This window comes from Mastigocoleus testarum BC008, from assembly GCF_001456025.1.
GTDB lineage: Bacteria > Cyanobacteriota > Cyanobacteriia > Cyanobacteriales > Nostocaceae > Mastigocoleus > Mastigocoleus testarum.
In genome coordinates this window covers 26,592-38,523 of sequence record NZ_LMTZ01000012.1, presented here as the reverse complement: position 1 = coordinate 38,523, position 11,932 = coordinate 26,592, and the positions used below count along the sequence as shown (strand labels likewise).

13 protein-coding genes are annotated in these 11,932 nt (G+C 36.9%); 2 read left to right on the top strand and 11 right to left on the bottom strand.

Annotated features, from left to right (window positions below; all coding sequences use genetic code 11):
• Window positions 1-118: 118 nt before the first annotated feature.
• The 5 genes from dinB to BC008_RS03290 form a co-directional block, all read right to left on the bottom strand.
• Window positions 119-1,225, bottom strand: a complete 1,107-nt coding sequence (gene dinB, locus BC008_RS03310) for a DNA polymerase IV (RefSeq protein WP_235595785.1) — start codon at window positions 1,223-1,225, stop codon at window positions 119-121.
• Between the two features lie 117 nt (window positions 1,226-1,342).
• Window positions 1,343-1,714: a hypothetical protein gene (locus BC008_RS03305; protein ID WP_058183111.1), complete on the bottom strand. Its 372-nt coding sequence runs from the start codon at window positions 1,712-1,714 to the stop codon at window positions 1,343-1,345.
• Between the two features lie 82 nt (window positions 1,715-1,796).
• Window positions 1,797-2,141: a hypothetical protein gene (locus tag BC008_RS03300; RefSeq protein WP_027846217.1), complete on the bottom strand. Its 345-nt coding sequence runs from the start codon at window positions 2,139-2,141 to the stop codon at window positions 1,797-1,799.
• Between the two features lie 488 nt (window positions 2,142-2,629).
• Complete coding sequence (locus BC008_RS03295) at window positions 2,630-3,652, bottom strand: CBS domain-containing protein (RefSeq protein WP_027846218.1); 1,023 nt, start codon at window positions 3,650-3,652, stop codon at window positions 2,630-2,632.
• 275 nt (window positions 3,653-3,927) lie between these two features.
• Window positions 3,928-4,305, bottom strand: coding sequence for a recombinase family protein (locus tag BC008_RS03290; RefSeq protein WP_027846219.1), 378 nt, complete (start codon window positions 4,303-4,305; stop codon window positions 3,928-3,930).
• A 126-nt stretch (window positions 4,306-4,431) separates the two neighbouring features.
• Between BC008_RS03290 and trxA the strand changes: the two genes are divergently transcribed.
• A complete protein-coding gene (trxA, locus tag BC008_RS03285; RefSeq protein ID WP_027846220.1) occupies window positions 4,432-4,752 on the top strand; it encodes a thioredoxin in 321 nt (106 codons plus the stop codon).
• A 187-nt stretch (window positions 4,753-4,939) separates the two neighbouring features.
• On the opposite strand, the gene msrA is transcribed toward trxA, so the two are convergent.
• The 3 genes from msrA to BC008_RS03270 all read right to left on the bottom strand — a co-directional run bounded on the left by msrA (window position 4,940) and on the right by BC008_RS03270 (window position 7,160).
• Window positions 4,940-5,596: a peptide-methionine (S)-S-oxide reductase MsrA gene (gene msrA, locus BC008_RS03280; protein ID WP_027846221.1), complete on the bottom strand. Its 657-nt coding sequence runs from the start codon at window positions 5,594-5,596 to the stop codon at window positions 4,940-4,942.
• A 234-nt stretch (window positions 5,597-5,830) separates the two neighbouring features.
• Window positions 5,831-6,133 carry an RNA recognition motif domain-containing protein gene (locus BC008_RS03275; protein WP_027846222.1) on the bottom strand — a complete coding sequence of 101 codons (303 nt, stop codon included), beginning with the start codon at window positions 6,131-6,133 and terminating at the stop codon, window positions 5,831-5,833.
• Window positions 6,134-6,860: 727 nt separating this feature from the next.
• On the bottom strand, window positions 6,861-7,160 hold the full coding sequence (locus tag BC008_RS03270; protein ID WP_027847088.1) for an RNA recognition motif domain-containing protein: 300 nt from the start codon (window positions 7,158-7,160) through the stop codon (window positions 6,861-6,863).
• A gap of 297 nt (window positions 7,161-7,457) precedes the next feature.
• Between BC008_RS03270 and BC008_RS03265 the strand changes: the two genes are divergently transcribed.
• Window positions 7,458-8,849, top strand: a complete 1,392-nt coding sequence (locus BC008_RS03265; protein ID WP_027842644.1) for an NAD-dependent malic enzyme — start codon at window positions 7,458-7,460, stop codon at window positions 8,847-8,849.
• Between the two features lie 176 nt (window positions 8,850-9,025).
• Here the strand turns inward: BC008_RS03265 and BC008_RS03260 are convergent, their stop codons facing one another.
• From BC008_RS03260 to BC008_RS03250, 3 genes are all read right to left on the bottom strand, one after another.
• Complete coding sequence (locus tag BC008_RS03260; RefSeq protein WP_027842643.1) at window positions 9,026-9,967, bottom strand: hypothetical protein; 942 nt, start codon at window positions 9,965-9,967, stop codon at window positions 9,026-9,028.
• A gap of 350 nt (window positions 9,968-10,317) precedes the next feature.
• Window positions 10,318-10,554, bottom strand: a complete 237-nt coding sequence (locus BC008_RS03255; RefSeq protein ID WP_058183109.1) for a hypothetical protein — start codon at window positions 10,552-10,554, stop codon at window positions 10,318-10,320.
• A 270-nt stretch (window positions 10,555-10,824) separates the two neighbouring features.
• On the bottom strand, window positions 10,825-11,763 hold the full coding sequence (locus BC008_RS03250; protein ID WP_058183107.1) for a hypothetical protein: 939 nt from the start codon (window positions 11,761-11,763) through the stop codon (window positions 10,825-10,827).
• Between the last annotated feature and the right edge of the window lie 169 nt (window positions 11,764-11,932).

Genomic DNA, 11,932 nt, shown 5'->3' with positions numbered 1-11,932 from the left:
GCGTCATGGGTCATATTCTACGACACATGCTCTACTTTTGTTCCTTCTTCTTTTTTCTTCTTACCCCGACTTACTGAGCGGATACAAAAAAATAATAAACTAAAGTAGAAGGTAGTAATTATTCAAACAGAGATAATTGGAGCACTTGCTGCAGTTCTCCAGGATTGAGATTGGATAAGGAAATCCCTAACAGCCGAATACTTCGATTCTCTAATTCAATTGCTTCAAATAGTGCGATCGCTTCAGCAATAATCTTATCCAAGCTATTGATATTATCCCCAAAAGTTCGAGAACGTGTAATTTGTTGATAATCCGAAAACTTTACTTTTAGTGTCAAAGTCCGACCCGAAGCTTGATTTTTATCTAAACGCTCTTGAAGTATCCGAGCGACTTGTTTGAGTTCAAGTAATATTGATTCTTTATCGCTCAAATCCTCAGCAAAAGAATTCTCAGCCCCAATTGATTTACGAATACGATTTGGTTCCACTGCACGGTCATCTCGTGCTCTAGCAATTTTATAGTAATATTTCCCAACCTTACCAAACTCCTGCACCAAAAATTCAAGCGATCGCTCCTTTAGATCGGTCCCGGTACGAATCCCCAAATCATGCATTTTAGTAGCTGTAACTTTACCGATACCGTGAAACTTTTCGATGGGTAAACTTTCCACGAATTTTTCGGCATCTTCTGGTAATATCACGGTCATGCCATTTGGCTTATTTGTACCCGATGCAATTTTTGCTAAAAACTTGTTGATGGAAACGTCAGCTGATGCAGTAAGTTTAGTTTGTTGAAATATTTCAGTTCTGATACGCTTTGCTACTGTAGAAGCATAAGGTAATCCTTGCTTATTACTTGTGACATCAAGGTAAGCCTCATCTAATGCAATTGGTTCAAAGATATCTGTGTAAAGTCTAAAAATATCGTGGATTTGTGCTGATATTGCTCGGTATACTTCAAACCTAGGTTTTACAAATATAAGATTTGGACACTTTGCAAGTGCTAATTTTGACGGCATTGCCGAATGGATACCGTATTTTCTCGCCTCGTAACTTGCAGCTGCTACCACACCGCGTTGATTGGGAGAACCGCCCACTACTAATGGTTTACCTCGATATTTGGGATTATCCCGTTGCTCTACCGAGGCGTAAAAAGCATCCATGTCGATGTGGATAATTTTTCTTTGGCTCACATTAGCTACCAACTCAAAGTACATTAGTACCATTGATGATAGCTAAAAATTGCTGATGCGGGTGGTTTCAACTGAGAGCAGGTCTAACTTTTTGGATTTTTGGTAATTTTCTGAAACATACATGAGGTCAACAGCCTAGCATAGAAGCTGTTAGGAAATACCTCCTGACAAATAGAAAAGTATGTTTTTAGCTAAATAATTTCCAATTTCAGCTTGTTTGCACCAATACTCTACAGCATCTTCTACTTTATAAAGGAGAACTGTTTGTGTATTGCCAGTCTTAGTATTAAGATACTCACCCACCTTTAAATTACAATCAATATCAATCCAAAATTCTTTTCCAAAACTATCTGTACAGCTTTTACAAGCAACACAATCACAAACATCTATCTCAGATAAATAATTAATATATTTACCTGTTTCCGGGTCAATTTCCTTTGTGGTGAAAGCAAGCAAAATATTATTTCTGATTCTAATTATTTTAGGAAAAACTTGCAATTTATAAGATTCTTTTATTTTCATTTTCGCAAGATAGTTGTTTTTTATGAAGATATCTACGCCCAATACTATTGAACTAAGTCCACGAGATGATGTAGCTTATTGCTTAGTCAAGCTCACGAAGATAATCCTTAATCTTCAACTTAAGATCTCTTGAAATCGGATACCAAGCAACTTCTTTTTCAATATCTGACTTAGATTTACCCTTATTGCGCAGTTCATCTACAACTGCCTGAAACATTTTTTCAAATCCATATTCTGCCAGTCCCTTGGATATCAATCCCAAAATTCCAAGTACAGCAACTCCTCCTAGCATTCCAAAGGGTCCACCAAGCATAGCCAAAGCTGTTGTAATTGCTGCTGCACCAGCCCAACCAGTAACAGCCATAGCCACCAATAGAACAAGACCGGGCACACCTAATGCAGCAATTTTATCTACAATTTGATCCACTCTCTAAACTCCTATTTCAAAATTTGATACTTGGTCTAAGGATTTTACAGTCAGGCGAAGATACAAGGCTGCTGCAACCAGAGGTAACGAGGCTGAGCATCACATTTCTCACCACTTTTTTCGGGTTTATTGATATTTACTGGTAAGTAATATAAACGGCTTTTTCAACACTAAGTATATGTACAATAAAATACTTGGTATATTTGAATAAGTTCTACTTCAACACTAAATTTCATTATTCTGGAAGGATTTATAAATCGTTCGAGAGAACAATGAAGAAGCCAAGGTTGAAGAATAAAGGTAGGCACCATTAGCTACCAAAATTTTCACTAATGCTCATCTATTAATCAGTGATTTTAAATACATGTGTGGTGTGATATTCTTGTTCTCCCCACTATTGAGATGATTCTGTAGTTATCTGCGATAAGCGATAGCTCCCATAGCATCGCCAACCACCTATTACCAATTACCCATTACCCCCAAACCACCTAACCAGAAGTACCAACATTCTGCCTTTGCAACAATTGCTTTTTCTCAGCTTCTAACTGCTCCACAGTTCGTTGCAAAATCTGAATTGTACTATACATTTCTATAGGGTCGAATATCCGCAATAAACTAGTCTGAGTTACAATTCCTAATCCTTTTCCCCAGTCCCAAGACACTACTAATCTTCTCACATGACGCCGCTCCATTTCCTGATGAGCAGTCCATAAAGAATCTTCCGGAGCTAGCAAAAATAATGGCGTACTCATCACAGTTTCTGCTTGAATAGCACCAAGATTCAATTGCAATATTTGAAACTGCACAATATCTCTTTCAGTAATAATGCCTATAGGAATAGTCCCAACGTGGCTCAGATCGTATTCATCATCTTCTTCAGTAATGACAACACAACTCACTCGATGTTCTGCCATTAATTGGGCAATAGATAATACTGATGTCGTCATACTTGCATGAATGACATTGGTTGTCATTATATCTGCGACCCGTCTCAACTTCAAAAAATAATCTGGACGTAGGATTTTACGAATACTTTCAGGGGTAACTATACCAATAACCGCACCTTTATCATCTAAAATTGGTAGGTGACGAATCCGATAACGTCGAAATAAAAATAAAATTGCAAATATATCACTAAAATCTTCTTGAGCTAGAGTAACTACCGGTGTTGTCATCACAGAAGCGATTTTTACTTCTTCAAAATCAGTAGCAGCAGCACTTAACCGGACAATATCTCTTTCAGTAAAAATTCCTAATAATTCATCATTTTGCATTACCAGAACGCAACTTGAATTTGAGGTAGTTGAAGTTGACGCATCTAAATTCAGGAAATTTGGATCGTTACCATGCAGAGTTTCGCTATCATTTACACCGCCACAATCACAAAATCGCTTTTGATTCATTAATGCGATCGCATCAAGCAATAAAGTTTCTGGAGTTACCACCAAAAAATTACGTTCAATAACCTTTTCGACAACTTGTTGTGATAATTGCGGCGCTTCAAAGGTCATGATTTACCCAACTCGCTCAAACATGATTCCAAGACACAAGTTTCTACTTGCAAGCATTGAACTCAATCTTTACTACATTAATCCTAACTGTAGATTTTCCCATTCAACACACTTAATTTTGTTGAAGGGATGTTACAAAATAATATTTTTATTATTGTGTCTATCTAGACATTAGTACGGTCGAGGTTTATCATTAGGGATGTTACGCAAAAACACTTATAAGCATTGGATAACATAGGGAATAAAGTGAAATGGTATTTGGTTGTTGATCTCATTTAAACTTTATTTACTTCTCGGGAAAATGCTTTCTTAACACCCGAAATTCTTGGAGTTTTACCATAAAGTCGATCAAGCACCCGTTTGATAGAAATTCGTTTCCACTGATGACCGCGTTTAGTGGTGTAATTATTCCGGTTTAACCAATCAGCAATTTGTTGTAACGATTTTCCAGACTTATGGTGACAGCGTATCAGTTCAATTATTTCTTGTTCCTTCTCATTTACAACCAATTGTCCGTTAATTGATTGTTGACCGAAAGCAGGAGAACCATAACCAGCATAGCCACCATTAGCAGCCTTAGTTTTTCTTCCCCGATCTAATCTTTTCCAAATTTCATTTTTCAATCGGTCATTTGGTAATGCATTTGGTTCCATAGATATCAAAATTAAGACATTAATTTCGACCTTTAGATTATTCTAGCGATTGTTTAATAGTTGTTGTCAATATTAATCACAACTACCCAATTAAAAACTTTTTTAGGAATAAATTAGAAATAAATTATGACTACAGTTACCCAAGTTGAAGAGAGTAATTTTGAAACCCTATTAGCTTCAGAAAAGTTAGTAGTTGTCGACTTTACCGCCAAGTGGTGCGGACCTTGTCGAAAAATTACTCCGTTTATGGAAGAAATTGCTAAAACCTATGAAGATAGTGTAGAAGTAGTTAAAGTCGATGTAGATCAAAGCAAGCCCCTTGCGAAAAAGTATGGTATCCGCAGTATTCCTGCCGTGCTTTTTTTCAAAAATGCTGATGTAGTCGAAACTATTGTTGGGGTTCAACCATACGAAAAGTTTATCAGTACCATTGATAAGTTTATTTAAATACAGCACTACACAATTAGGTTAGGAAATTGATTAATCCTCAAACTTTTGACTTTTGACTTTTGACTTGTGCTACGCGCTACTCTCCCTCGTTCATAATGTCCCAAATCTAACAGGGTAGTTGGTAAGTGATAATTGGTATTTTCAATTACCTATTACCAATTACCCATTATCTTTTATCTTGATATCAAGATTGGACAATACCAACCGGACAAGCAACATTAGTTCCACCCAAACCACAGTAACCACCAGGATTTTTCGCTAGATACTGTTGATGGTAATCCTCTGCATAGTAAAATTCCGGCGCATCAAGAATTTCTGTGGTGATTTTACCGTATCCCGCCTCATTTAAAGCTTCTTGATAAGCTTCCTTTGATGCTTCTGCAAGTTTCTTCTGTTCTGGTGAATACACGTATACTCCCGAACGATATTGAGTACCTGTATCATTCCCTTGGCGCATTCCTTGGGTGGGGTTATGATTTTCCCAAAATACCTTTAATAATTCTGAATAACTAATTACTTGGGGATCGTATACAACTAGTACCACTTCATTATGACCTGTCATACCAGTACATACTTCTTGATAAGTGGGATTGGGAGTATATCCTGCAGCATAACCAACCGAGGTGCTATAAACTCCTTTCAGTTGCCAAAACTTACGTTCTGCACCCCAAAAGCATCCCATACCAAACATTGCCATTTCCATACCTTCTGGAAAAGGTGCCTTTAGGGGATTACTATTTACATAATGGCTACTAGGTACGGGCATTACCTGAGTTCTTCCTGGTAAAGCCTCTTCTGGCTTGGGTAAGGTAGCTTTTTTTCCTAATCCGAATAATCCCATGGTCTTTAATTCTGATTTTTTGATAACTATCTTTACTTTAGTTAATATTGTAGAGAGTATTGGTTGTGTTTTCTTACTCCCAATATTTACAAGTTTCCGTACAATCCAAAAAATGTAGAGATGTGTTAGTTATGCTGGGTCGCAAATTGCTAATACATCTCTACATCAGAATTAAAACTATTAGCGAGCAATACCAATCATCCATTCACTAGGACTGATGGTTTGCATAAAGACTTAATAACGATCGCGGAAATTATTATTTCCTCGACCACCACCAAAGGAACCTCTATTATTTTCCCTAGGCTTAGCCTTATTTACCTTAATATCGCGTCCCATCCACTCAGCACCATCAAGAGCTTCAATAGCAGCCTCTTCTTCTGTTTCCGAACTCATTTCTACAAAAGCAAAGCCACGCATACGACCTGTTTCGCGGTCTGTAGGTAAATGAACTCGTTTCACAGAACCATATTCTGCAAAAACAGAATTCAAATCTTCTTCCGTTACTTGGTAAGAAATATTGCCTACATAAATTGACATTGATTGTCTCCAAAACCACAAGTTACCTAGAGATTCAGATTTCGGAGAAAAGTCTGTGAATACCAAGACAATAAAAACCCAGTAAATAAAAACAAACAGTGTCACCGAATTCTTTCACAAAGAAAGACTAACACAAAAGTTAATTATTATAAATAGTTAATTGTTGAAAAACTAAGATAGGAAAAATGTTATAAAAAGTAACTTGTACGTCATTTACCCAAACATCAAATTTAATCACGCAGTATCCATCATTAATTCTTATAATTATCCCTAAATATTCACATTGCAAAGCAAGCAATTAGGTACGGAAGAATTACACTAGAAAATAATATTTATCCTGTCTTAAGTATTTAAAACATAACGCTTAAGATTTATTTCAGATTAATTTTTTCGCGCTAAATATCTAGACTTATTCGACCTTATCGAAGTTTATTCAATATTTACGTCCTGAATAGTTTAGACTCCGAGTATTCCACAATATTACCCTTAAAGTTGTGCACCCCAAAGGGGTTTAAGTCTAGAGAAGGAAAGAAAAACGCCACAAGTTGAACTATGAGCAGATATACCTAAAAGACTATAACACCCCCACTCGTATCAAAGATACAGGGGCGCACACTAGATTAATAGATCCCTACATCAAGTATTTAATCAAAACAGAGATTAAAATTCCGATTGAGAAACATTAAGGTTAGTTGCTAGATTGGTTGTCTAGTTGCCGAAATTAGTATTAGTAACGGTTACGAAAACTATTGTTTCCTCGGTTACCACCAAAAGAACCTCTATTTTCTTTAGGTCTAGCCTTGTTTACCTTTATATCACGTCCCATCCATTCAGCACCGTCAAGAGCTTCAATAGCAGCAGCTTCTTCAGTTTCTGAAGACATTTCGACGAAAGCGAAACCCCGCACGCGACCTGTCTCACGATCGGTAGGAAGTTGAACCCGCTTTACAGAACCATATTCTGCAAAAACAGAATTCAAATCTTCCTCAGTTACTTGGTAGGAAAGGTTGCCTACATAAATTGACATTGATTGTCTCCAAAACCAAAAGTTGTGTAGAGATTCAGATTTCGGAGAAAAGTCTGTGAATACCAAGATGAAAAAAGCCCAGTAAATAAAAACAAACAGTGATCGCCGAATTCTTTATCACTAAAACCCTAACATAAAAGTTAACTATTAGAAATAAAAAGGGCAAAATCGTTACAAAAAGTTATTACACTGTCTGAATAACTGATAATACCTAATTATAACTTTTTGAAAATGGGTATCAAATGACAATACTTCGAAGGAAAATGAAGACGCACACAATAATTATATTTAGTTGGCATGACGAATTTGACCCCCAATTCCAGTTTTAGTTTAACCTTGCGCTTGCAGATTCCTAATCGTATAGGGATGTTGGCATCTGTGACGCAGGCGATCGCAAAAAGTGGCGGTAATCTCGGTCAAATTGATTTAATCGAACAAAATCATCAGTTTTCAATTCGAGATCTAACTGTGGATGCCGGTAGTAGCGACCACACTGAAGAAATTGTACAGTCCCTTAAGGATTTAGAGGACATAACAATACTTGATGTTTATGACCGCACTTTTAACTTGCATCGCGGGGGCAAAATCAGTATTAACAGCCGGATCCAACTTAAAGGTATATCTGATTTGGCGATGGCTTATACTCCTGGGGTTGGTAGAATTTGTAATGCGATCGCCCAAAACCCAGAAGAGGTTTACAATCTCACAATTAAGCAACACACAGTAGCAATTGTCACAGATGGCAGTGCTGTACTAGGTTTAGGTAATTTAGGTCCGGAGGCTGCATTACCGGTAATGGAAGGTAAAGCTATGCTGTTTAAAGAGTTTGGTGGTGTAGATGCTTTCCCTATTTGCTTAGCAACACAAGACACGGAGGAAATTGTTCGCACAGTCAAGAACTTAGCTCCGGTATTCGGTGGGGTCAATTTAGAGGATATTGCTGCTCCTCGCTGTTTTGAAATTGAAGCTAAGTTACGCCAGGAGTTAGATATTCCAATTTTTCACGACGATCAGCATGGTACGGCAATTGTTACTTTAGCAGCATTGTTCAATGCTTTGAAATTGGTAAATAAGTCCATTGAGAAAATCCGGATCGTTATTAATGGTGCAGGAGCTGCGGGTGTTGCGGTCGCTAGACTACTGCGCAAAGCTGGAGCACAAACAATATTAATGTGTGATTCCAAAGGTATTATTTCTACCAATCGTCAAAATCTTACAGAACAAAAACGTGAATTTGCAGTTAAAGCACAGGGAAGCCTAGCCGGAGCAATGCAGGGAGCCGATGTATTTATTGGGGTTAGCGCCCCTGGAGTTTTGACTCCGGAAATGGTAGATTCAATGACAAAAGATCCAATTGTGTTTGCCATGGCAAATCCAATTCCAGAAATTCAACCCGAACTGGTTAAGGGTAAAGTTGCAGTAATGGCAACAGGTCGCAGCGATTACCCCAACCAAATTAATAATGTTCTCGCTTTTCCTGGGATATTTCGTGGCGCTTTAGACTGTCGCTGTTCCGCCATTACTACCACAATGTATCTTGAAGCTGCTAGCGCGATCGCGTCTTTAGTTCAACCTTCAGAACTGAACAAAGAACATATCATTCCTTCGGTATTTGACGAACGAGTTGCGCCTGCAGTTGCTGCTGCGGTGCAGCGTGCTGCACGTGAAGAGGGTATAGCTGGCTGTTGATAGAACATATCTCAGCAAATAAATGCGGGTTGGGAGTAAGCAAGCCTGATAGTAAAACCTCAACAGAGATGCTTTTGGTAACATCAGATTTTTTTATTTAGGCTAAGTTTTGGTTTGGGCTAATAGCAATATCACTCCTAACTCGCAGAATGACATCACAGATCGTAAAAATTAAATTACAATACTCCTTGGCAAATTTTATGAATGATTTCTAAACCCACACCACTGATAAATAATCTTTGTTTTTGATTTGTAAGTATTTTCTGAGTCCAATCAACAAAGCCACCATCGACTATATCAATTCGATTGCTTTGATAGTTGAGAAATATCTTAAATTGAATAATTTGATAATATTGATTGGTAGTTTCTCTGAATTTAAAGTCTGTCAGTTTAAATTCCAATGCTAAATTCTGATACATCAATAGTATGTCATCTTTTACTTGACTAGATATTTGATTAGCATTATCTGTAACATAAATCTCAAGAGACAAATCTTCTTTTTTAAAAAGAGATAACAACATATTTAAATAAAATAAAATATGTTCTTTTGCAAGAACCATTTCGAAGGAATTATTACTCCGATTCACACCACCAGATACCATACAAAAAACACCAAAATGGGCTGAAAATGCTGGATTGTTATAATATTGTCCTCTTGTATGTCGGTGTGTTGTACAATACTTTTTAACTTCAACTTTCCTATCATTACTAATTTCATTCGCCACTTTAAGTGCCAAAACATTAGTAGCATCAGAAACTACTTCTGAGCCTCGTAAAGCACTAACAACCTTATTTTGATTGACACAACCTACAACAGAGCTACTTCCCAAAGGAGCCAGGGGTGAAAGTAAAACAGGTTTGAAACCATATTCATTTGCACTTTTTAACCAGGATACTTCATCTTCCTTATAGCTAATCGGATCGATAGAAGCAGGAGAGCAAAACCGATTTTGGTTATATTCAGTCAGAAGCCTTGAAGGTACAATCTGCTTTGTTCTTGTTTTAAAAAGTTCGAGTAAAATTGTATTGAGTTCCGAACCTGATAAATTATCAATAAGTTTATCTACTAATCCAGAAATTCCCAGCTTTTTTTCTAATTTTTCTGTAATTTTTTTCATTACATTTATTTATTTACTGCTCCTAAGTAGATGGACAAAAATATTTATGTCATTGCGTTAGCGCAGCGTGTTCGTTAGAACAAACGATAGTGTTCGCGGAGCGCGTCCTCAGCAATCTCAAACCCTTGCGTTAGCGCAGCGTGTCCGACAGGACATATGCTACGTTACGCTGCGCTCCACTAGCCCGCAGCAAGCTGTTCACCGTAGGTGCGTGCTAACGCAATGACAAATATACAATTAATTTTATCTAAGTACTTATTAAATATATAGAGCGACAAGACCAACGAATATACTTTAAAGACGTAGCAGTGCTACGTCTCTCAATTACTTAAAACCCTGGTTATAGCCCTTTAAATACTCATTGCGTTTTTTCCAGACTTTACCTCTCGATAATGTGGGTCTAACCAGCAAAGAGGAAGTTCTTCTCCTGAAGGAAAAATTAATTCTGATTTCAGGTAAGAACTCGGTTCTTGCATTTCTTCACCTGCGTGACTTTGTCCCATAATCTCTTTACGACAAGGATCGTAAAGGTCTTGAAGTGTCAGTACTTCAATTAAGTTATTTGTTGATTTTTGTTGTACAAACATAGCAATACTCCACAATAGATTGCTAAAAAAAGTTAGTAAATATCTTCAGTTTTCGCAGAAAAATTGATTTACGATTGTGAAAGCTTGAACTCTAAGTTGAGTTTTAAGTTGAATTCTTAAATGACGTTTACAAATGGAATTATTTAGCTTCCATTGTCCTAAATCAAATATCATAAATATATGATATATCGGATTAAATTACAGGAATTGCGAATTTAACACTTTGAAAAATATTTTGATTACTATTATTTAGTAAGTAATTCGCAAAATTCATATAACTTCTTGTCTTGGGTCTTCAATTGGTTTGCTTGGCGTTAATTGTGGTTTATTATGCCAGAAAAACTTAGTTTGTTCTGTCATCAATGGTGAAGTTAAAACCCCTCCAAAACCAAATAGAGTTAGTACTAAAAATACTAAAACACCAACTACAGGAATAAGAGTGATTACTCCGATAACAATTACTCCTAACAATAACTGTAAGATTGGAGAAGTATTATTTTTTAATGCTTTTTCCCCAAGAAAAAGACTAATAGCATTTATTCCCACAAGTTCTACTAAACCTACAATCAAAGCTGCGATCGGAATTAAAAGATTTCCTAGTAAACTTCCACTAGTTAGAATGACTAACAGCAAGAAAGAGATCGCACCTCCTACACCCCAAGTAAAACTCTTAAGTGGTTCTCGGTTTATAGCTATACTAATACTTTGCATGAAACTAGGCATTATCAGCATTAAAGCTACACCAATAATGGCGATAGCAATCATAAATAAGCTATAAAACGCAGCATTAATCAGATATATACGTCCTAGTAGACCCCAAAAACCCCACTGTCTCATACCTTGGATAATATCAATATCACCTGTAACTGTTACAGCATTACCGCCAATCATCACATCCTTATCTTGAGAAATTTTTCCCCCCACAGCAGTAACGTCACCATCAACCTTTGCACCTGTTTTTAATGTCACGTCACCACCCACCGCTACCGCATCACCCGTGACATGTGCATTATTGGATATTGTTACTGAACCTGCGATCGCGGTTACATCCTTAACAACTTCATTTTCTGCAACGGTAATATCGTTACCAAAGCGAACAATCTCCCGATTAGACGCCGGACCTTGGGCTGCGACATTACCTGAAAGTAATACTATCAGCAGTGCTAATAGGAGAATAATAAGGATCCGAAACCTATAATTGATTGCCATGGAATTTCCTCTGATGGAAAACAGCATTTATCAAAGCCGTAATACATCGTGCCTCTAAGTTTCAGTTATAAGAAAAAATTTTGAGGAATTTGTGAGGCAATAAAACTTTAAAGGAGAAAAATTTGCACAATCAGAAAAATCTACAAAAATTATTGCTTATTTGTAAAAT

Bases quoted from the DNA above. Each gene is read 5' to 3' on its own strand.
- BC008_RS03275 (WP_027846222.1), bottom strand. From the start codon at position 6,133: ATGTCAATTTATGTAGGCAATATTTCTTACCAAGTAACGGAAGAAGAT.
- BC008_RS03250 (WP_058183107.1), bottom strand. From the start codon at position 11,763: ATGGCAATCAATTATAGGTTTCGGATCCTTATTATTCTCCTATTAGCA.
- trxA (WP_027846220.1), top strand. From the start codon at position 4,432: ATGACTACAGTTACCCAAGTTGAAGAGAGTAATTTTGAAACCCTATTA.
- msrA (WP_027846221.1), bottom strand. From the start codon at position 5,596: ATGGGATTATTCGGATTAGGAAAAAAAGCTACCTTACCCAAGCCAGAA.
- BC008_RS03265 (WP_027842644.1), top strand. From the start codon at position 7,458: ATGACGAATTTGACCCCCAATTCCAGTTTTAGTTTAACCTTGCGCTTG.
- BC008_RS03270 (WP_027847088.1), bottom strand. From the start codon at position 7,160: ATGTCAATTTATGTAGGCAACCTTTCCTACCAAGTAACTGAGGAAGAT.
- BC008_RS03305 (WP_058183111.1), bottom strand. From the start codon at position 1,714: ATGAAAATAAAAGAATCTTATAAATTGCAAGTTTTTCCTAAAATAATT.
- BC008_RS03290 (WP_027846219.1), bottom strand. From the start codon at position 4,305: ATGGAACCAAATGCATTACCAAATGACCGATTGAAAAATGAAATTTGG.
- BC008_RS03295 (WP_027846218.1), bottom strand. From the start codon at position 3,652: ATGACCTTTGAAGCGCCGCAATTATCACAACAAGTTGTCGAAAAGGTT.
- dinB (WP_235595785.1), bottom strand. From the start codon at position 1,225: ATGGTACTAATGTACTTTGAGTTGGTAGCTAATGTGAGCCAAAGAAAA.
- BC008_RS03255 (WP_058183109.1), bottom strand. From the start codon at position 10,554: ATGTTTGTACAACAAAAATCAACAAATAACTTAATTGAAGTACTGACA.
- BC008_RS03260 (WP_027842643.1), bottom strand. From the start codon at position 9,967: ATGAAAAAAATTACAGAAAAATTAGAAAAAAAGCTGGGAATTTCTGGA.